The 20,562-nt window shown below is 41.6% G+C and carries 17 protein-coding genes; 2 read left to right on the top strand and 15 right to left on the bottom strand.

Features of this window, described 5'->3' with window-relative positions; genetic code table 11:
• Nucleotides 1–8: 8 nt before the first annotated feature.
• The 10 genes from alaS to O3602_RS03635 form a co-directional block, all read right to left on the bottom strand.
• Complete coding sequence (gene alaS / locus O3602_RS03680; protein WP_371611166.1) at nt 9–2,627, bottom strand: alanine--tRNA ligase; 2,619 nt, start codon at nt 2,625–2,627, stop codon at nt 9–11.
• 24 nt (nt 2,628–2,651) lie between these two features.
• On the bottom strand, nt 2,652–3,137 hold the full coding sequence (locus O3602_RS03675) for an LURP-one-related/scramblase family protein (protein WP_270298723.1): 486 nt from the start codon (nt 3,135–3,137) through the stop codon (nt 2,652–2,654).
• A gap of 253 nt (nt 3,138–3,390) precedes the next feature.
• On the bottom strand, nt 3,391–4,335 hold the full coding sequence (gene prsA / locus O3602_RS03670) for a peptidylprolyl isomerase PrsA (RefSeq protein ID WP_270298726.1): 945 nt from the start codon (nt 4,333–4,335) through the stop codon (nt 3,391–3,393).
• Between the two features lie 67 nt (nt 4,336–4,402).
• Nucleotides 4,403–5,125, bottom strand: a complete 723-nt coding sequence (locus O3602_RS03665) for an O-methyltransferase (protein WP_371611165.1) — start codon at nt 5,123–5,125, stop codon at nt 4,403–4,405.
• 1 nt (nt 5,126) lies between these two features.
• Nucleotides 5,127–6,929, bottom strand: coding sequence for an oligoendopeptidase F (gene pepF, locus O3602_RS03660; RefSeq protein WP_371611164.1), 1,803 nt, complete (start codon nt 6,927–6,929; stop codon nt 5,127–5,129).
• A 71-nt stretch (nt 6,930–7,000) separates the two neighbouring features.
• Nucleotides 7,001–7,951, bottom strand: coding sequence for a competence protein CoiA (locus O3602_RS03655; RefSeq protein WP_155171528.1), 951 nt, complete (start codon nt 7,949–7,951; stop codon nt 7,001–7,003).
• A 73-nt stretch (nt 7,952–8,024) separates the two neighbouring features.
• Nucleotides 8,025–8,606 (bottom strand): lipoprotein, encoded by a 582-nt coding sequence (locus O3602_RS03650; protein WP_151378882.1) that lies wholly within the window; start codon nt 8,604–8,606, stop codon nt 8,025–8,027.
• Between the two features lie 167 nt (nt 8,607–8,773).
• Nucleotides 8,774–9,946, bottom strand: a complete 1,173-nt coding sequence (locus tag O3602_RS03645) for an MFS transporter (RefSeq protein WP_003012272.1) — start codon at nt 9,944–9,946, stop codon at nt 8,774–8,776.
• Nucleotides 9,947–10,017: 71 nt separating this feature from the next.
• Nucleotides 10,018–11,364, bottom strand: a complete 1,347-nt coding sequence (locus O3602_RS03640; RefSeq protein ID WP_151378884.1) for a DUF1958 domain-containing protein — start codon at nt 11,362–11,364, stop codon at nt 10,018–10,020.
• 187 nt (nt 11,365–11,551) lie between these two features.
• The gene (locus O3602_RS03635) at nt 11,552–12,259 is read right to left on the bottom strand and encodes a glucosamine-6-phosphate deaminase (RefSeq protein ID WP_151378885.1); all 708 of its coding nucleotides are present in this window, start codon (nt 12,257–12,259) and stop codon (nt 11,552–11,554) included.
• A 307-nt stretch (nt 12,260–12,566) separates the two neighbouring features.
• On the opposite strand from O3602_RS03635, the gene queA reads away from it, so the two are divergent.
• Both queA and O3602_RS03625 read left to right on the top strand, forming a co-directional pair.
• Nucleotides 12,567–13,595 carry a tRNA preQ1(34) S-adenosylmethionine ribosyltransferase-isomerase QueA gene (gene queA / locus O3602_RS03630; protein WP_371611163.1) on the top strand — a complete coding sequence of 343 codons (1,029 nt, stop codon included), beginning with the start codon at nt 12,567–12,569 and terminating at the stop codon, nt 13,593–13,595.
• A gap of 11 nt (nt 13,596–13,606) precedes the next feature.
• Entirely contained in the window at nt 13,607–14,077 is a 471-nt protein-coding gene (locus tag O3602_RS03625; RefSeq protein WP_003006364.1) for an arginine repressor, read from the top strand.
• Nucleotides 14,078–14,106: 29 nt separating this feature from the next.
• Here O3602_RS03625 and O3602_RS03620 read toward each other — a convergent pair whose 3' ends face one another.
• From O3602_RS03620 to arcA, 5 genes are all read right to left on the bottom strand, one after another.
• Nucleotides 14,107–15,441, bottom strand: coding sequence for a dipeptidase (locus O3602_RS03620; protein ID WP_151378887.1), 1,335 nt, complete (start codon nt 15,439–15,441; stop codon nt 14,107–14,109).
• A 17-nt stretch (nt 15,442–15,458) separates the two neighbouring features.
• On the bottom strand, nt 15,459–16,970 hold the full coding sequence (locus O3602_RS03615; RefSeq protein ID WP_003012149.1) for a YfcC family protein: 1,512 nt from the start codon (nt 16,968–16,970) through the stop codon (nt 15,459–15,461).
• A 124-nt stretch (nt 16,971–17,094) separates the two neighbouring features.
• The gene (gene arcC, locus O3602_RS03610; RefSeq protein ID WP_003011576.1) at nt 17,095–18,039 is read right to left on the bottom strand and encodes a carbamate kinase; all 945 of its coding nucleotides are present in this window, start codon (nt 18,037–18,039) and stop codon (nt 17,095–17,097) included.
• Between the two features lie 85 nt (nt 18,040–18,124).
• On the bottom strand, nt 18,125–19,141 hold the full coding sequence (argF, locus tag O3602_RS03605; protein ID WP_003006350.1) for an ornithine carbamoyltransferase: 1,017 nt from the start codon (nt 19,139–19,141) through the stop codon (nt 18,125–18,127).
• 84 nt (nt 19,142–19,225) lie between these two features.
• Complete coding sequence (gene arcA / locus O3602_RS03600) at nt 19,226–20,455, bottom strand: arginine deiminase (protein ID WP_003002445.1); 1,230 nt, start codon at nt 20,453–20,455, stop codon at nt 19,226–19,228.
• Nucleotides 20,456–20,562 lie beyond the last annotated feature (107 nt).

Genomic DNA, 20,562 nt, shown 5'->3' with positions numbered 1-20,562 from the left:
CTTCTTTCTTACAATTTACCTGCTACGGCATCCAACAATTCTTGGATTTTCGCTTGGTTGCTTCCTCCTGCCATGGCCATGTCTGGTTTACCACCACCACGTCCATCGACGATTGGAGCCAATTCTTTGATCACATTACCTGCATGGACTTCTTTTGTCTTGCTAGCAACAAGGACGTTGACTTTGTCATCGATGGCTGCGACAAGAACAAGCACATCAGAGTAATCTTTTTGTTTCCAGTTATCCGCAAAGGTACGAAGGGCACCTGCATCTGATACAGAAACTTGGCTGGCAATGTAACGGTGGCCGTTTGCTTCTTGAACATTCTTGAAGACATCGCCTGCTGCCGCTGCTGCCGCTTTTTCCTTCAATTCTGCATTTTCTTTTTGCAATTGACGGAGTTGCTCTTGAAGTCCTTCCACCTTGTGAGGGACTTCCTTAAGTTGAGGGGCTTTCAAGGTTGCTGCGACAGCTTTCAGAGCATCTTCTTGTTCACGGTAAGCTTCAAAGGCTTCCTTACCAGTTACTGCCAAGATACGACGAGTTCCTGATCCGATCCCTTCTTCTTTGACAATCTTGAAGAGACCAATTTCAGAAGTATTGCCTACGTGAGTACCACCACAGAGCTCAACAGAGTAATCACCGATCGTTACAACACGGACTTCTTTACCATATTTTTCACCAAAGAGGGCCATGGCTCCCATTTCTTTAGCAGTATCGATATCTGTTTCAATCGTTTCGACTGCGATCGCTTCCCAAATCTTTTCATTGACTTGTTGTTCAATAGCGCGCAATTCTTCAGGAGTTACGGCTTGGAAGTGGGTAAAGTCAAAGCGAAGGAATTCTACTTCGTTGAGAGATCCTGCTTGGGTTGCATGGTTACCAAGGATATTGTGAAGAGCCGCATGGAGCAAGTGAGTTGCAGTGTGGTTCTTCATAACACGATGACGACGATTGGTATCGATAGCCAAGGTGTATTCTTGGTTCAAGGCAAGAGGAGCAAGAACTTCAACAGTATGAAGTGGTTGTCCATTTGGTGCTTTTTGAACATCTGTCACTGTCGCTACGACGTTTCCTTGAGCATCCAAGATTTGACCATGGTCCGCAACTTGTCCACCCATTTCAGCGTAGAATGGAGTTTCTGCAAAGATCAGTGATGCAGTTCCTTCTGAAACAGCCTCTACTTCTGCATTGTCCGCTATGATAGCCACCAACTTAGAAGGCAATTGGCTAGCATTGTAGTTGAAGCTACTTTCAACTGTAATGTTTTGAAGGGTTTCATTTTGCATCCCCATAGATCCACCTTTGACAGCAGATGCACGCGCACGTTCTTGTTGTTCCTTCATGGCTGCTTCAAAACCTTCACGATCGACTGTCATTCCAGCTTCTTCAGCGATTTCTTCTGTCAATTCTACTGGGAATCCGTATGTATCATAAAGTTTAAAGACATCTTGACCAGCAATCACTGTTTGACCTTTGGCTTTCAAGTCTTCAACGATGGTTTGGGCAAAGTGTTGACCAGAATTCAAAGTACGAGCAAATGACTCTTCTTCACTCTTGATAATTTTTTCGATAAAGTCTTGTTTTTCAAGTACTTCTGGGTAGTAGCTTTCCATGATCTTCCCAACGGTTGGAACCAATTTATACAAGAAGGTTCCTTCAATCCCCAATTTTTGACCATGCATGGAAGCACGACGCAGAAGACGACGAAGAACGTAACCACGTCCTTCATTACCAGGAAGAGCTCCATCTCCAATCGCAAATGAAAGAGAACGGATGTGGTCAGCAATCACCTTGAAGCTCATGTTATCGCCATCTGGATCATAGGTTTTACCAGACATCTTTTCAACTTCACGGATGATCGGCATAAAGAGGTCTGTTTCAAAGTTGGTCTTGGCACCTTGGATAACGGCTACCAAACGTTCCAAACCTGCTCCCGTATCAATGTTCTTGTGTGGCAATTCCTTGTATTCGCTACGAGGAACAGCAGGGTCAGCGTTAAATTGTGACAAGACAATGTTCCAAATTTCGATGTAACGGTCGTTTTCGATATCTTCTGCAAGCAGACGAAGACCGATATTTTCAGGGTCAAAGGCTTCTCCACGGTCAAAGAAGATTTCTGTATCTGGTCCAGAAGGCCCCGCACCGATTTCCCAGAAGTTATCTTCGATTGGGATCAAGTGACTTGGATCTACACCAACAGCGATCCAACGGTTGTATGAATCCTTGTCGTCAGGGTAATAGGTCATGTAAAGTTTGTCTTTGGGGAAATCAAACCATTCCGGACTTGTCAAAAGCTCATATGCCCACGTAATGGCTTCATCACGGAAGTAATCTCCGATTGAGAAGTTCCCCAACATTTCAAACATGGTATGGTGACGGGCAGTCTTCCCTACGTTTTCAATATCATTGGTACGAATAGCCTTTTGAGCATTGGTAATCCGTGGATTTTCAGGTTTGATGGTTCCATCGAAGTATTTCTTAAGAGTGGCAACCCCTGAGTTAATCCATAAAAGCGTAGGGTCGTTTACAGGAACCAAGCTAACAGATGGTTCTACAGAGTGGCCTTTGCTTGCCCAGAAATCAAGCCACATTTGGCGGACTTGTGCACTAGATAATTGTTTCATATTTGTCTCCTAATTTTTTTAAGATTAATTTGCGCCAGCTTCTAACATTTCGACATAATCGATAGCGACACAAAGTGAGATGACTAAATCAGCGTATTCATCCTCATACACCAATACTTGGTAAGTCGAGGTGAGATGAAAGAGTTCCTTGCTAATCTCAGCGACGATTTGATCCCGATCATCGAATAATTTAAAATCTAGATCCCAGATATTTCCTTGTACCCGCAGTCCCAAATCTTCGATATCGTATTTATCCCTGAAGAGCGTCAGCTTTTTATGGATAAAAAAGCGGTCCCCATCCTTCAACTCAACCACAAACTTGGGAAGAAAGCTGATTGTTTTTTTAGCAATGTGGCTCACTTCTTGTCCATTCTTATCATAGATGGTAAAGGTCTTAGGAATCTTAAGAAAAGATCCCTCAACCTGGTACTCAACATTTTCCAACTCATCTTTGATATCGAACCGCTCGCCACCCAATCGAAATTTTTGTTTCACTTGATAGGTTCGCATCTTTTGATCTCCTTTAAAAAGCTCCAGACAACTGCCCATAAACAAAAGACAAGCCACTAAACGAAGGGCGAAAAACCGCGGTACCACCTTCATTCAATGAACTTGTCATTCTTCATTTTATATGCAATTGTCTCAGCCGAGTAGCAAAATCATTTCTCTTCCATGGCTCGCACCCCCGCCACTTCTCTGATTCTGATAAACAATGATTTATTCTCAACTATTTCATTATACAAGTTCCAAAAGGAACCGTCAACTATTTTTTAGATGATGAGCTGCTATTACTTGTTTGAACACCGATATTTTGCAAATATTGGTTAAATGTTGATTTGAAAGCATCATCTTTGACCTTGATATTGGCATTGGTCATCGCTTTTGCAATAATGCTACGGATGTAGTTGGTATCTTGCTTACGACCATCGACAATGATCTCTTTCAAACGTTTTTCGTATTTCTTCCAGTCAGAGCCTTTATCTGTCTTCTTATTCAATTTGACAATATAGTAGCTAGCAGAATAGTTTTGACCTGCTGAAACTGTGATCACATCTGAAATCCCATTTTCATTCAACTTAAAGGCAGCTTCTTTGACTTGAGATGGAATACCTGCTGTTCCTGAATCGAACTTGACTTCGCCACCTTTATCTTTTGTAGCAGTATCTGTTGAATTATCTTTGGCGATTTGGGCAAAATCTGCACCTTCCGCTTTAGCTGCTTCCAACACTTCTTTTGCTTTGTCTTCTGAATTCAACTTGATAATTTGTGCTGTTACTTCTGGTGTGTAGGATTCAAAAGCCGCCTTGTAGTCAGACTCTTTGATATCTTTCTTAGCAGCTTGGTTAACTGCATATTCCAACAACATATTGCTACGGATTTGCTTCTTCGCTGTTTCTTCCGTCAAGCCTTGTTGCGCCAAGTAAGCATCAAATTGTTTACCTAATTGTTTCTTTTGTTTAGCCAATTCTTTATCAACTTCTTTATCAGAAACTTTTGATCCATATTCTTTTTCAAAAACCTTATTGATGGTCATTTGAAAAAGAACTTGTTGAGCTCCTTGGTTGGTTTTGATTTCATCATAGAAATCAGAAACTGAAATCGCGTCGCCTTTCATGGTAACGACATCTTTGTTTGTACCATTGGCACATGCTGCTAGTGTTACGACTGATAGCAAGGTCACAGCACCTGCTACAAGTTTTTTCTTCATGAAAATTATTCTCCGTTCTTTTTAAACTTCTTCTATTTTACCACAAATTAGAGAGAATACCTTAAATTTACCTAAAAGAGCTAGGATCTGGCAAGGTTACTGTCTCTACATTTTTCCGAATCATCAAAATACCATCTCCAAGTGGCACCAAACTAGCGGTCAAATCTGGATGATTGAGAGTCGCATTAAAGAGGTTCTGAAGCCCCCGGTAAATGGTTCGTTGCCCACGACGCACTTCCATGATGTCTTTGGCAACATCTCCTCCTTGGAAAATATCATCCAATACCACGACTCCCCCAACCTCCAAGAGTTCGAGAATTCGTGGTAAAAAGACGATGTACTTAGACTTAGCAGAGTCCATAAAGACAAAGTCATAGGTCTCTGTCAAATCCTGCAAGACAACTACTGCATCTCCTTCAAGCAAGGTGATTTGCTTTCTCTGATCGTATTTAGCCAGATTTTCCTTGGCAAAGCCAATCATCTCTTCATTCCGATCAATAGTGGTAATTTGTGCATCGGGAGCATTTTCAGCCATTAAGAGCGCTGAAAATCCAATTGCTGTCCCAATTTCAAGGATTTTCTTTGGTTGTAAGGCTTGCAGGAGCAGTCTAAAGTAGGCTACCGTTTCATGCGGAATGATGGGAATATTTTCCTTACGGGCGAATGATTCTAATTCCTTTAGAGCACCAGATACCGGCTTTTGACGCGTACGCATAAAGTCAACGATCTCGTCTTTAACGACTGGCCGGCGCATATTGTGGTTAGCATTTTTACTATAAGACTCTACCATCTTATGCGAGTCCTAATTTTTCTACTAGGGCTTCAAATTCATTCAAACGACGTTCGAAGACCGCAAAGGCTGCGTCCAAGTAGTCTTCTTTTTCCATATCCACACCTGCTTTGCGGATAACGTTGAGCGGATAATCAGAGTTTCCAGCTTTCAAGTAGTCGATATATTTGTCGCGATCTTCCTGGGTTCCATGAACAATTTTTTCAGCTAAGGCTGAAGCTGCTGCAAAACCTGTTGAGTATTGGAAAACATAGTAGTTATAGTAGAAGTGAGGAATCCGAGCCCATTCATATTGGATCTCAGGGTTATCTTCTTTTGAAAGACCATAGTATTTTTCATTGAGCTCTGCATAAAGGTTGTTCAAGAACTCACTAGTCAAAACAGTACCTTCTTGATCTGCTTTATGGATAGCATGCTCAAATTCAGCAAACTGCGTTTGACGGAAGACTGTTCCACGGAAGCCATCCAAGAAGTGATTCAAAATAGCAAAGCGAGTTGCATCGTCTTCTACTTCTTCTAACAGACGTTCGGTCAGGATATTTTCATTAGTTGTAGAGGCGATTTCAGCAAGGAAAATTGAATAGTCCCCATAGACATAAGGCTGGGTTTCACGGGTATAGCTAGAATGCATACTGTGACCTGTCTCATGCACCAAGGTGAAGAGATTATCCAATGTATCTTGCCAGTTCAACAACATGAAGGCATTGGTATCATAAGAACCACCTGAATAGGCACCTGAGCGTTTCCCTTGGTTGACATGCACATCGATCCATCGTTCGCTAAAGGCACGTTTTACACGAGAAAGATAGTCCTCACCCAAAACAGCCAAGACTTCTTCTGCTTTGGCCAATGATTCTTCGTAGGTAAACTTGTAGTCTGTATCGGATAATGGCGTATACATATCGTACATCTTCAAGTCTGAGATTCCAAGAATTTTTGAACGCAATTGCACATAGCGTTGCAAGAGTGGCAAATGTTTGTTCACAGCTGCTACCAAGCTATCATAAACACTTTCTGGTACAAAGTTTTCAGAAAGGGCCGCTTCACGGGCAGAAGAGAATTTGCGAACTTTGGCATTAAAGTTGTGAACTTTTACATTGGTTTGCAAGGTTTTAGCATAGGTATGTTGGTACTGTTCATAGACCTTGTAGAGACCTTCGTAAGCTTCTTTACGAACGGAACGATCTTTTGATTCTACCAAAGAAATATAGTTTCCATGGGTTAATTGAACTTCTTCGCCCTTGTCATCATGTACAGTTGGGAAAACAATATCTGCATTGTCCAAGATTTCAAAGGTTTCGCCACCAGCCGCAAAGATCTCACCAGCTCCTGCAAGTAATTCCTCTTCTTTTTGAGACAAGACATGTTCTTTTTTCTCTAGCAAACGATCAAAATAATGACCATATTGTTCTAAGGCTGGAACCTCACTCACAAAGGCTTTGTATTGCTCATCCGTAATGGCCATGAATTCAGGCTCATAGAAGGCAAAGGTTTCACCCAATAAGCTATAAAGAGACATCCCTTTTGATTGGTACTCTTGGTATTTAGCCACTCGTGTGTCTTGGTCATTTTTCATATGAGCATAGACGTAGACCTTTTCTAAACGACGGCTCAATTCCAAATATGCATTGGTTGTATCCAATAGTGTTTGCGCTGAATCCAACAAATGGCCAGCATAGTGGCTTGCTGCTTTAATATCTGCAGCTAAGCTGGCTGCTTCTTCTTCCCAAGCTTGATCTGTCGCAAAAATTGTCGACAAATCCCATTGGTATTGTTCATCAATTTCATTTCGTTGTTTTACCATTTCGATTAATCCTCCAATGGTACTATTTTAGCATAAAATGAACATTTCGGGAGGATTTCTATCTTAGAAAGTTAGCTTTTCTGCTGATCATAAAAACGTGGGGGATAAAGGATCTGAACGGGTTGGATCCCTTGCGACTGATAATAGGTCATAAATTGCTGGTAGTAATCTTTTACATTCTCTTCAATTTGATACAAGTTCTGTGAAAGGATCGGACGACAAAGAGGATAAAAGAAATCCAAGCCTAGTTCTAGCAGATGGTGTCCCTGCAAATAGAGTTCTTCCTGAAGCTTCAGCCACTTTGGGTGACGATAAAAGAGCTGCTGCTGTATATAAGTTAAAAATGTACGATCGAGCTCAACTGCCATATGCTGCATGGGTTGTGAAAGATAAGGGGTCCGTAAGACTTCTAGTAAAGACCTTTGGCCAAAAGGGAAAATTTCTGTTTGATAATGCAATCGCCCTCGTAAATCCTCATGGATGAGGTATTGCAAACGTAGCTCTTTCTTTGTCAGATCCAATTCCCAAAGATGAAACCCCCGATTCTGACTAAAATAAAGAAAACCTGCTTGTAGCTTGGTTAGTCTTTTCTTAAGCCACAACTTTTTACCGAGTAACCAATAGACCTGATAACCGTTAGATCGATAAGCATCGCTTCTCTCCTTCAAACGTTCTAAAGATAGGGAGCTACACTGCACTTCCAAGGCTAAGTTCTTGTCCACTATTAAAAGATCCGCAATTTGTTGAAAATCTGCTAAATAACTTTCTACTTCTGTTCTAGACTCCTTTGAGGCCCAGTTATAAAGGCTGGCTTTTAATTCCAGGTGTTCAAAACTCTCAGCTTCGTGATGATAGGGACAATGCTGTAACTCTACATGGGCAAAATGAGCCCGCAGAACCGTGCCATTTTTAAGACGCACTGGATTGTGACATGCTAGGCAATAGAAGGGACCTTCTGTCACAGCTGGGATCTCTTCCATGCAGTTCCACCGCTTTTGATTGTTATCCATGGCAATAAACATAGTCCTACCTCCTCATCTATATCATTCGAAAAAAATAAGAAAAAGGCTGGAAATTTCCAACCTTTTCTTCATCTTATTCTTCAGAATCTGAATTTGAATCATCACTGTCGTCATCTGCAACAGGAGATTTACCCAATTCTTTCTGCATATCTTTCAATTCTTTACGAGTACTTTCCAACTCGTCTCGAGCATCTTTTAATCTTTCGATCAGAGCTTCACGGTCTTCTTTAGGAACGACATCGCCGTTTAAACCGATGCTGTCCAAGCCTTTATAAAAGATTTCTTTTTGGCTTTCTAATTTTTCCTTCAAGGCGCTAATCGTTGCATCGTATTGCTCTTTTGCAGAACCTGTTACAGAAGCACCTGCTTCTTCAGTATGAGAAACAGATTGGTCCATTACTTTTGCAAATAACTTTTTGAAGTCTCCGACTGTTTTTGCTTTACTGATTTCATCATCTGTTAAAAGACTGGAAGTGGATGTATCTTCTAAATCTGTTGAAGTATCCTTACTTTTTGAAGTAGTGGCAGATTTGCTCGTCACTTTAGTAGTTGATTGACTATTTGAAGTGTCCTTCTTTGTGTCTTGTTTGTTTGAACAAGCAGCTAGTGAAACAATCGTTAAAAGAGCAGCTGTCGATAAGATCATTTTTTTCATAAAATGGTCTCCTTTATATTTATTTTACCTGATTCTACCATCGAATACTTTGATTATCAAATTAATCACTAGTTCTTGATAATAACAAAAAAGTTGGACAAAATACTGTGAAATCAATATTTCTGTCCAACTCCTGGATTATTAGTCATACAATTGTAACAATTTCATTAGTCTACTTTTCCACCAAAAAGACCGTGGGCCTTTCCTTGGGGCATTTTTAAGGCAAAGCTCAGCAAAAAGACGATCCCTACAACACCTGCTAAAAAGAAACTCATGACTTGATAACCACCTTTTTCAATACAGAGGGCTGCGAGGGGTTGTAAAAGAATGGTTCCTAAATAACGAGCTCCTTGGACAATGGCCATGGCAAGAACCAAGTCTTTGCCATTCACCTGTTGGGCGATAAACCGTAAGGAAACCATAATTAAAACCATCCCTGTCGTGTGCTTAGCTAAGAGAGTCATTAGCACTTTTAAGAAGACAGGACTTGGAAGAGCATAGACAGCATATTGAGCGAAAAGAATCCCGATTGGTAGAGCGATCAAAACCCGTAAAGGCCAGTGGTCCATGAATCGATCAGAGAAAAAAATCAAGGGAGCTTCCACTACGACCGAGATAGCCACAACTGTTGAGGCAATATGAACTGGTAAACCACTATCCATCAGCAACTCAGGAATATAGGTATGACCAATATTTCCAACACCTGAAGCCAAGCCAATCAAAATGATAAAGAAGAGGTAAGGCACATTGTGAAGAAGGGGGCGAATAGAAACCGGCTCTTTAACCTTTTCTTCTTTTTTCTCTCTTGTCTTCATCCGAACGGCACTTAGACAGAAAATGCTGAGTACAATGGTGATCAAAACTGTATAATAGACAGCTTGGGGGCTAAACTGATGATAGACCCAGCCGGCTATTTGGACACCGACCGAATAGCCAATGGTTCCCCAAACGCGAATCTTCCCAAAAGCGTATGGACTTTGCGTTGCAAAAACTTCCATCATGGGAGCTGTCCCATTCAAACAGACTAGAACAATTCCATAAAAAACTGTCAACCAAAAGAGATTAGGTGCCCAAAGAAAACCGAAGACACCACCAATGATCACACTCAGACTGAGGGTCGTCATTTTTACGATCCCAAATCGTTCATTGATATACCCAAAGAAGGGTTGTGCTACCATAGATAAGAAAAAGGCAACCGATACCAAGGTCGACACTTGGGTTGCACTATAGTGCTTTCCCATCAAATAGACGGAAATGAGGGTCGTAAAGAGGGAAGTGGACATAAAATAAAAACTATAGAGCAGCATATAAGCCGCATAAGAATTTCGGAATTTTTTCATTTACATCCTTTCTAAAAGTATCATAATGGAACAATGACAAAACCCAACCGACATTCAGTTAGGTTTTATTCTTAATCTATATTATATCGCTTTTGGGCGTCTCTTTTGCGTCGATCTCGACTTTGTTTTTCAATCGAGAGAATGATGACAAGAATGAGAATCGGAATTAAAATCAGGAAGTGATCCAGCGAAAGCCATTTACTGTGCTTAGACGTTGTCTTTTTCCCACTTGCCGTTTCTTTGACAAGTTCTGGTTTGGCTCCTTCTTCCACCTTCATGTCATCTCGGATTCCTTCAGACAAAGTATAGAGATCGTTATCCACTGTCAAATACCCATCTTTTACCGCAAGGGTCGGTTCTTTAGCACCTTTTTTGACCGTTGCATAGAAGGGTTTTTCGAGTCTATAGGTCTTGCCGTCGATCTTCTGGACACCTGCATCCAACAATTTTTTATAGCCAAAATCTTTATAGGCTTTTTCGATCAAAGCATTTCCAAACGGGTGACGGTAGTATTCCCCATCTTGATCTGCCCAATCTCCTACGCCCATAATGACAGCAATTAAGCGCTGATTGCCCCGTTTGATGGTCGCGATATAGTTGAAGGCTCCACGAGGACTTGATCCAGTTTTTAAACCATCCACACCTTTCAAAGCATACTTGGCTCCTGGCAATGAATAATTGTAGGTATCAAAGGTTTCCTCATACGGAGTCCCTTTTTTGACCGTAACTTGTGCTTGATTGGTATAGTTTAAAATATCTGGGTATTTATTGATAAAATGATAGACCAGAATTCCTAAATCACGCGCAGTTGTCTGGTTAGCAGCGTCATTTGGATAATTGTTTACCGGATAGTAGCCTTGCAAGGTGGAGATGGCTGCCCCACTCGGGTTATTCCAGACCGTATTGGTCATCCCTAATTCCTTAGCCTTGGCATTCATGCGCTCGATAAAGGCATCTGGATCATTGTTGGACATGAGATTAGCCAACATGAGGGTCGACACATTTGAGGATGGAACCACTGTCATGGTAATCAACTCCGGAATTGTATAGTCTACCCCAGCAACAATATTATTGTTGGAGATCTCATAGATCTTTCCGATTGCTTGGTCTGAAGCGGTCGCCTTGATCACTGTATCCTTACCGATCTTGCCACTTGCCATATCTTCAAACAAGAGATAGAGCGTCATGAGCTTACTCATGCTTGCAGGATCTCTGGGTTCATCGATATTGTCTTTCCAAAGAACATTTCCCGTATTTCCGTCAATAATGAGCGAAGAATGCGGGCGGTTAATGGCTTGGACATTGTCATTTGGATACATCTTTTGCGCCATATCCACCAATTCATCCGCACTCGCTAGAATTGGCTGACACAAGAGACTCAGAAGGAGGCAAATATGGATCAAATATTTTTTTATCATAAACTTTTCCTTTATAACAGACTATTCAGCTGGGAGCTAAAACAAGCTTCTAGCCCTCATGCCCTTTCCTCTTGTCTCCCAGTAGATGAAAAGAGCTAATCCCAGCAGATAATTACTTGTATTGTACCATACTTTAAAGCAGAAAAAAACCTATCTGACCCGAATAAATCGGCGATAGGTCCTTTTTTTATCGACTTAACAAGCTCAAGGCTTCCTTATCCGCAATAATGGTCACATTTGGATGTCCTTGAAGGGCACTAGCTGGCACTTTTTCTGTCCTTTCACCTTCTACCGTACCTTTGATCGCTTGGGCTTTTGATTCCCCATAAGCAAACAAAACAATTGATTTCGCAGCTAAGATATTGGCAATCCCCATCGAAATGGCTTGAGTTGGTACATCTTCGATCTTATCAAAGAAACGAGAATTGGCTTCAATCGTAGAGTCATCCAACTGAACTAAGTGGGTCTGACTGTCAAAGGATGTTCCTGGCTCATTAAAACCGATATGTCCATTGCGCCCAATACCTAAGATTTGGAGGTCCACTGGATGGTCTTCGAGTATTTTGTTATAGCGGATGACTTCCTGATCGGCAGATTCTTCTACACCTGATGGGAGAAAACTTTCTTTGAATGGTTTGGCATCAAAGAGATTCTTCTCCATGAAATAACGATAAGATTGAGGATCATCTCCCGTCAACCCTACGTATTCATCTAAGTTAACACTAATTAGGTTAGACAGATCCAAATCACTTTCACGAATTTGTTTATAAAACTCAAGGGGACTGCTTCCAGTCGCAAGACCTAAGGTTTGAGCACCTTTCTGTAATGTTTCTTTCAATATATCAAAGGCAACTTTTCCACCCTCAATTTGGTCCTTTACTTCAATAATTTTCATTGGATAGTCCTCCTATTTCTCTATGCTTTTATTATATGGTATAGACCAATTTTTGTCAAGTGAAACCGCTATCTTTTTCTGGCGTTTTTTTCATTTTCAAGTCGATTCGTGATATAATGGAAGGTATGATTGTATCACTATTATTCATCATTTTTTTGATCGGACTCCTTGTCTTTCTCTTATCTTTCTTGATTCATCAAAGAAAGATTCTCAAGGTCCTGATCTTTTTGATGGGAATCTGCCTGATACTCTTAGCTGTCGGGACTACCATCTATCTACTCACAAATTTATTATAAAAGGAGCGCAAATGAATACCAACGACTTTGACTTTGATTTGCCCGAAGAACTGATTGCCCAAACCCCTCTTGAAAAACGAGATGCCTCTAAACTCTTGATTCTCGATCGAAAAACAGGGCAATTCCAAGACCGTCATTTTGATGCCATTTTAGATGAATTGGAGCCAGGAGATGCTCTTGTCATGAACAATACGCGTGTTCTACCTGCCCGCCTTCATGGAGTCAAACTTGAAACAGGTGGTCACGTCGAATTCCTTCTCCTTAAGAATACACAAGACGACTGTTGGGAAGTCTTGGCAAAACCTGCAAAACGCTTAAAGGTAGGTGCCACAGTCAGCTTCGGAGATGGTCGCTTGACCGCAACTGTTGAGGAAGAATTAGAGCACGGAGGTCGCATCGTACGCTTCCATTACCAAGGGATCTTTTTAGAAGTTCTAGAAAGCCTTGGCGAAATGCCACTTCCTCCCTATATTCATGAAAAGCTTGCTGACCGTGAACGCTACCAAACCGTTTACGCCAAAGAAAATGGTTCTGCTGCAGCTCCAACGGCAGGTCTTCATTTCACCCAAGAATTGCTCCAAAAGATTGAAGCAAAAGGGGTTCACCTGGTCTATTTGACCCTTCATGTGGGCCTAGGAACCTTCCGTCCAGTATCTGTGGACAATCTTGAAGACCATGAGATGCACTCTGAATTTTACCAACTTTCTGAAGAGGCTGCTGCTACCCTTCGGCAGGTAAAAGCTGCAGGAAAACGTATCGTAGCCGTCGGAACGACTTCTATTCGGACCCTTGAAACGATTGGTAACAAATTTGATGGAGACATCCAGGCCGATTCAGGTTGGACTAATATTTTTATCAAACCAGGTTATGAATGGAAAGTCGTCGATGCCTTTTCAACCAACTTCCACCTTCCAAAATCAACTCTGGTCATGTTGGTTTCTGCCTTTGCTGGCCGTGAATTAACCCTAGAAGCATACCACCATGCTATTCAGGAACGCTACCGGTTCTTCAGTTTTGGGGATGCTCTGTTCATCAAGTAAAGGAGTCACTCATGAATAAAATTGAAAGCCGCCACCGCTTGATCCGCTCTATTATTTCTGAGCGTAGGATTCATACCCAACAAGAACTTCAAGAAGCCTTAGAGGCCAATGGCGTTCTCGTTACCCAGTCCACCCTTTCACGGGATGTCAAATCCTTGAATCTAGTAAAAATTAACGAGGGGGATAGTTCCTACTATGCCATGAACACCATCGCTCCTTCCCGTTGGGAAAAGCGACTGCGGATGTATATGGAAGATGCCTTAGTCATGTTGCGGCCCGTTCAAAACCAGGTCGTTGTAAAAACTCTTCCAGGTCTTGCCCAATCCTTTGGAGCTATCTTAGATGCATTGGAACTCCAAGAAATTGTAGCCACCATCTGTGGAGACGATGTCTGTTTGGTTATCTGCGAAGACAATCAAGGAGCTTTGGATTGTTTCGAAAAATTAAAAGAATTCACCCCACCCTTCTTCTTTAGTAAATAAAAAGTTTGGAAACCAAGTTTCCAAACTTTTTATGTTGTAGCTAAGCGTTGAATGGCTTCTCGATAGATTTCCATCGCAGCATAGAGATCGTCAATTTTTGCTCGTTCATTGGCTTGGTGCTCGGTCTGTTCTGCACCTGGGAAAAGAGCCCCAAAAGCGACACAATTTTCCATGGTCCGCGCAAATGTCGCACCACCAGAAGACATGGCTGGCGTCTTATCACCAGTTTCTTCCTGATAGACTGCCATCAAAGAGCTGACTAAAGGACTATCCAAAGGAACATATAAAGGAGCCAAATAATCAAACTCTTCATATGACAACTGATAACTAGCTGCAATTTCTCGCAAACGAGCTACTAAGGCATCCTTGTCTGCTAAGACGGGGATCCGGATATCAATCCCGATTTCCGATTGTTCTTGATCGATGACAAGGGTCGCAAGATTGAAGGAAAGATCGCCACTTGGTTCATCTGTAATTCTGCCAAATAGAGCTTCTCCCGTTGCATCCTCACCAACAGCATCTGCGATAAAGAGCAAGGCTGGGTGGGGTTGGATGAGGGATAAACTTTCCGCTAAACCGACAATGGCATTCACTCCTTCAGCTGCATCTTTAGAGTGCTTGGAAACACCCAAAACTGTTACAGAATCTTCTGTTTGGCTATACTGAACCCCACTTTGATCCAAAACAGGAAGCAACTCTTCCAAACGATGACCAGCATAAGTCGCCTTGTCTGGAACAACATTGAGGGCCTGACCAGCCTGTAAGGGAAGATCGTCCCAACCTGGACCATGCAATTTCACTTGTAATAAGCCTTTTTCAGCATAGGTTAATGGGAAAGAGGAATCCGGTGCAAATCCAAGATTTGCTTGCTCTTCGATTTGGTTGTAGCGATTCATACAGCGCCACAAGGTTTCTTCATCCGTTCCAAAGATAAAGCGGATTCGTTTGGTAAACTGGATACCATCATCCAGCAAACTCTTAACTGCATAAAGGGCAGCGAGGGACGGCCCCTTGTCATCCTGCACACCGCGACCTACTAGATAGTCACCTATAACAGTCGCTTCAAAAGGTGGCGTTTGCCAATCTTGTAAATCACCGGCTGGAACAACATCCAAGTGACAAAGAACGGCCAGGAGTTCTTCCCCCTGACCGATCTCTGCATATCCATAGTATCCTTCAGGATCTATATATGTTTGAAAACCTAATTCTCGAGCAAGCTCTAAGGTTTTTTCTAGGACATCTTGGATAGCTTGTCCAAACGGTGTTCCATTTTCCCCTTCATTTAATACAGAAGGGTAAGAAATGATGGTTTGGAGCGAGTTTAAAAACTGCTCTTTTACATCGTCCTTTATTCTATTTTTCATGAAACACCTACTTTATGCTATTGCAAGAATGGAACCATTGTTCCTAGTAGAAGAAGGGCAATGGTGATCACAACAATCGCTACGACCAATTTACCCATGAATTTCCACCATGCACTCAAGTCAATACGTCCAAGAGCAAGAGCCCCCATTACGATACCTGAAGTTGGTGCGATTAAGTTCAAGACACCAGATGCAGATTGGTAAGCTGTGACAATCAAGCTACCTGGTACATTGACGAATTTACCAAGAGGTGCCATGATACCCATTGTTGCGCTGGCAAGACCAGACGATGATGGGATCAAGAATGACATTGGCAAGTAGAAAATGTAAGTCAAGACAATGAACAATTGAGATGAAAGACCTTTAAGTCCTTCTTCACCCCAGTGAAGAATTGTCGCAGTGATCATACCGTCGTTCATGATGACTTGGATACCACGTGCTACCGCTACGATAAGAGCAACACTCAAGAGGTCAGCTGCACCATTCATGAAGGATGAAATGATTTTATCTTCTTTCAAGCCATAAATGATACCAACAAGGATTCCCATAAAGGCAAAGAGCATAGCTGTTTGAGGGAAGTACCATGTACCAAGAGCATCTGTGTTACCGATCAATTGACCAAGCACTGGAACTTTATGGAGAGATTCGTTAAAGTTTTCAAAGAATGTAATACCCAAATCTTTGAATGGGATAAATCCAGCAACCATGATAACGAATGTTGAAATGAAGACGAGCAAGACACGTTTTTGTTTCTTGTTCATTTGTGAAGGAATTTCTTCGCCACTATCAACGTTGAAGTGTTTCAAATCTTCTTCACGAGTTGCATAGGTGAGAGATTTGGTTGGGTCTTTTTGAACCTTATCTGCATAACGATATACATAGTATGTGCTAAGGGCTGTCAAGACAATCCAGAAGATTACACGGAGCAAGAGACCTGAGGCACTTGAGATACCTGCAGTGTCAGAAGCGATAACTGTTGCAAATGGGTTCAATGTTGACGCCAAACATCCGATTTGTGATCCTAAAAGGATAATGGCTACCCCTGTTAAGCTGTCAAAACCAACGGACATCATAACAGGTACAAGAAGTGGATAGAAGGCCATGGTTTCTTCACCCATACCATAAGTTGTCCCACCAAGGGCAAACAATGGCATCAAGATCAAGATCAACATTTTTTCGCGGCCTTTGTATTTACGAACGATAGAAGCAATCCCTACATCAAGGGTACCTGTTTCGTTCACAACTCCAAGGAAACCACCGACCATCAAGATGAAGAAGGCTACGTCAATCGCTGCACTAGTTGGTGCTTTACCAAGCATGGCATTGATCGGAGCCATCAAGACATCCCAAATCCCTTGAGGATTTTGTTTCACAGATTCATAACTACCTGCGATGATGGCACCAGCTTTATCAACCTTGTATTGACCAGCTGGAATGATCCAAGTTAACACTGCCATAATGGCAATGATAATTAACAATACGGAAAAAGATGAAGGCATCTTAAATCCTTTTTTCGTTTTTTCACTCATTTGTCTTCCTCCTAACGCAACAAAGTGTGAGTGATGTTTTACAAGAGTCTCTTGTAAAACGCTTACCTATAGACTTATTCTATCACAATAAGCTTTAAAATACTAGTTTTTTCCTAATTTTTCATTAGTCTTTTTGGATGATTGTTCCACTTTCAGACTCAATCAAAGCTCCAAGGTTTTCAAGGGATGTAATAACTGCTTTTCCTTCCGGGCGACCATTGACGAAGGCAATGGCAGCTTCTACCTTAGGAAGCATGCTTCCTGGTGCAAATTGGTCTTGTTTGATATATTCTTCCAATTGAGCCACATTAACATGTTCCAATTTTGCTTGATCTGGTTTGTTGTAGTTCACAAAGACATAATCGACACCAGTCAAGACGATGAAGAGGTCTGCTTCTACTAATTCAGCCAAACGTTGAGATGCAAAGTCTTTATCGATGACAGCTTCAACACCAGATAAACTACCATCTGCTTCTTTCACAACTGGGATACCACCACCACCGGCAGCTACAACGACTTGACCGTCGTTCAACAAAGTGCGAATGGTATTGATTTCTTTGATATCCACTGGTTTTGGTGAAGCCACAACTTTACGCCAGCCACGACCAGCATCTTCTTTGAAAGTTGCTCCTGATTTTTCAGCTTCTGCTTTTGCTTCTTCTTCTGAGTAGAATGGACCAATTGGTTTGCTGAGGTTGACAAAAGCTGGGTCGTTCTTATCAACAACGACTTGTGTCACAACAGAAGCCACGTCTTTTTCGATTCCTTCTTCAAGAAGAGCATTTTGAAGAGCATTTTGAAGCCAGTAGCCAATGCTTCCTTCAGTCATAGCAACTAATGAATCAAGTGGGAAAGCAGGGTTCTTTTCAGAGTTTGCTGCCAAGTGTTGGAGCAAGAGGTTCCCTACTTGAGGACCATTTCCGTGAGTGATGATCAAGTCATCCCCATTTTTAATTAATTTGACTAAGTGTTTTGCTGTTTCTACAAGCGCTTCTTGTTGAGCTTGAGCAGAAGGATCAGATGATAGAATAGCATTTCCTCCCAAAGCAACGACGATTTTTCTTGACATAAGTTTTCCCTTTCTATAAAAAATAGGGGCAGGACTAAAGCTAGCAGTCCAGCCCCTATAGCTGTTGGTATACGGTTATAAAGTCTTAAACTTTTGGAATGTACAAGTTACCAAGAGTCGCTGCCATAACCGCTTTGATGGTGTGCATACGGTTTTCAGCTTGGTCAAAGTGACGAGCATATTTGCTACGGAACACTTCGTCAGTAACTTCCATTTCTTCTACGCCGAATTTTTCAGCTACATCTTTACCGTAAACAGTATTTGTATCGTGGAAGGCTGGCAAGCAGTGCAAGAAGATCAAGTCTTCATTATCAGCTTTCTTAATCAAATCCATATTTACTTGGTAAGGTTTCAAAAGGGCAACACGTTCTGCAAATTTGTCTTCTTCACCCATTGATACCCAAACGTCAGTGTAAAGTACATCTGCACCTTTCACAGCTTCGTCAGCATCTTCAGTGATTAAGATATGAGCGCCACTTTCTTTTGCAAATCCTTCTGCCAATTCAACGATTTCTTTTTCTGGGAAGAGTTCTTTTGGTGAGAAGATGTGTACGTTCACTCCAAGGATAGCACCTGTTACAAGAAGGCTGTTCGCAACGTTGTTACGTCCATCACCACAGTATACAAGTGTCAAACCCTCCAAACGTCCAAAGTTTTCTTGAACTGTCAAGTAGTCTGCAAGCATTTGAGTTGGGTGCCATTCGTCAGTCAAACCATTCCATACTGGAACACCTGAGAATTCAGCCAATTCTTCAACCATACGTTGGCTGAAACCACGGAATTCAATACCGTCAAACATACGTCCAAGAACTTTAGCAGTATCTTCTGTAGATTCTTTTTTACCAAGTTGGATGTCGTTTGCACCTAGGTATTCTGGGTGAGCACCAAGGTCGATAGCTGCTGTTGTGAAGGCAGCACGAGTACGAGTTGAAGTTTTTTCAAACAAAAGCGCAATGTTTTTACCAGCAAGATAGTGGTGTTCAATGTTGCGTTTTTTAAGGTCTTTCAAGTGAGCTGAAAGTCCGATGAGGTATTCTAACTCTGCGCGTGTAAAGTCTTTTTCTGCCAAGAAGCTACGTCCTTGGAACACTGAATTTGTCATTCTATTCGTCTCCTATTTTCTTTCTAGTATTGATCAGTCAGAAGGAAGAGCTGATCTCTATAGACCAGCTCCCGGTCTTCTCTATTAGATTTCTTCACGTTCAAATGGCATTGACATACAACGAGGTCCACCACGACCGCGAACCAATTCACTTCCGCGGATCTTAATCAAACGAAGTCCGTATTCTTCTAATTTCTTGTTTGTAACTGTGTTACGATCGTATACAACTACCACACCAGGTGCGATTGTAAGAGTATTAGAACCGTCGTTCCATTGTTCACGAGCAGCTGCAACCACATTGCCATCACCACAAGGGATCAATGTAACTTTTTCAACACCAAGGTTTTCAGCAAGCAATTCAGCCAAATCACCTTTTTCTTCAACAATCTTCAATGCTTCATTTTCATATGTTACAGAGAAGACGCGAAGGTTGCCTTGGATTTCTGGGTGGATTGTGAATTTATCGTAGTCCACCATTGTGAATACTGTATCCAAGTGCATGAATTTACGGTTGTTCGCAAATTCGAAAGCCAATACTTTCTTGAAGCCAACGTTCTTCTTGAAGATGTTTACCAACAATTTTTCAATTGATGCAGCATCTGTACGTTGTGAGATACCAACTGCCAAAACATCTTTAGAAAGGACCAATTCGTCCCCACCTTCGATACGAGTGTCTTCTTCACGGTTGTATACCAATTCTACATTACCACCATATACTGGGTGATATTTGAAGATGTATTTACCATACAAAGTTTCACGGTTACGTGTATCAGCATACATGTGGTTCAATGATACTGCATTCCCAATTGTAGCAAATGGGTCACGTGTGAAGTACAAGTTTGGCATTGGATCAATCGCAAATGGGTAGTCAGATTCAACAAGGTCTGTCAAGCCTTTGTCAGCTTCTGGAATTTCTGGAAGCTCAGCTTTTTGGAAACCAGCCATTGTTTTTTCAACCAATTCTTGGTTGTCTTCAATACCACGAAGGATTTCGCGAATAGCGTTTTTAGTTTGGCGACCACGAATGTTTGCTTCATCAAGATATTCTTCGATGAATTGTTCGCGAATTTCTGGAGTAGTCAATGACTCAGCTGCCAATTTTTCAAGATAAAGTACTTCGATTCCTTCGTTACGAAGCGCTTGAGCAAAATTGTCGTGTTCTTTTTGTGCATCTTCCAAGAATGGAATATCATCAAAAAGAAGACGCTCTAGATAGTCAGGCATCAAGTTTTCCAACTCTTTACCTGGACGGTGCAACATTACTTTTTTCAGTTTTCCAATTTCTGAGAAAACATGAATTGGTTTAGTTGACATCTGTCATCCTCCTTTTTTCTTTGAGCTTGTTCACAAGCTTATTACAATTGTTATTATAGTCTTTATTGATACCGCTTTCACAAAGGATTCTGCTTTTTGAACGCAAA

The organism is Streptococcus sp. 27098_8_186, assembly GCF_041432055.1.
In the GTDB taxonomy this organism is placed as follows: Bacteria; Bacillota; Bacilli; order Lactobacillales; family Streptococcaceae; genus Streptococcus; species Streptococcus dentalis.
Note: the sequence above shows the minus strand (reverse complement) of the source record. Positions and strands in the feature narration are given on the sequence as shown.

Coding starts and splice junctions, on each gene's coding strand:
- alaS (WP_371611166.1), bottom strand. CDS start 2,627: ATGAAACAATTATCTAGTGCACAAGTCCGCCAAATGTGGCTTGATTTC.
- O3602_RS03675 (WP_270298723.1), bottom strand. CDS start 3,137: ATGCGAACCTATCAAGTGAAACAAAAATTTCGATTGGGTGGCGAGCGG.
- prsA (WP_270298726.1), bottom strand. CDS start 4,335: ATGAAGAAAAAACTTGTAGCAGGTGCTGTGACCTTGCTATCAGTCGTA.
- O3602_RS03665 (WP_371611165.1), bottom strand. CDS start 5,125: ATGGTAGAGTCTTATAGTAAAAATGCTAACCACAATATGCGCCGGCCA.
- pepF (WP_371611164.1), bottom strand. CDS start 6,929: ATGGTAAAACAACGAAATGAAATTGATGAACAATACCAATGGGATTTG.
- O3602_RS03655 (WP_155171528.1), bottom strand. CDS start 7,951: ATGTTTATTGCCATGGATAACAATCAAAAGCGGTGGAACTGCATGGAA.
- O3602_RS03650 (WP_151378882.1), bottom strand. CDS start 8,606: ATGAAAAAAATGATCTTATCGACAGCTGCTCTTTTAACGATTGTTTCA.
- O3602_RS03645 (WP_003012272.1), bottom strand. CDS start 9,946: ATGAAAAAATTCCGAAATTCTTATGCGGCTTATATGCTGCTCTATAGT.
- O3602_RS03640 (WP_151378884.1), bottom strand. CDS start 11,364: ATGATAAAAAAATATTTGATCCATATTTGCCTCCTTCTGAGTCTCTTG.
- O3602_RS03635 (WP_151378885.1), bottom strand. CDS start 12,259: ATGAAAATTATTGAAGTAAAGGACCAAATTGAGGGTGGAAAAGTTGCC.
- queA (WP_371611163.1), top strand. CDS start 12,567: ATGAATACCAACGACTTTGACTTTGATTTGCCCGAAGAACTGATTGCC.
- O3602_RS03625 (WP_003006364.1), top strand. CDS start 13,607: ATGAATAAAATTGAAAGCCGCCACCGCTTGATCCGCTCTATTATTTCT.
- O3602_RS03620 (WP_151378887.1), bottom strand. CDS start 15,441: ATGAAAAATAGAATAAAGGACGATGTAAAAGAGCAGTTTTTAAACTCG.
- O3602_RS03615 (WP_003012149.1), bottom strand. CDS start 16,970: ATGAGTGAAAAAACGAAAAAAGGATTTAAGATGCCTTCATCTTTTTCC.
- arcC (WP_003011576.1), bottom strand. CDS start 18,039: ATGTCAAGAAAAATCGTCGTTGCTTTGGGAGGAAATGCTATTCTATCA.
- argF (WP_003006350.1), bottom strand. CDS start 19,141: ATGACAAATTCAGTGTTCCAAGGACGTAGCTTCTTGGCAGAAAAAGAC.
- arcA (WP_003002445.1), bottom strand. CDS start 20,455: ATGTCAACTAAACCAATTCATGTTTTCTCAGAAATTGGAAAACTGAAA.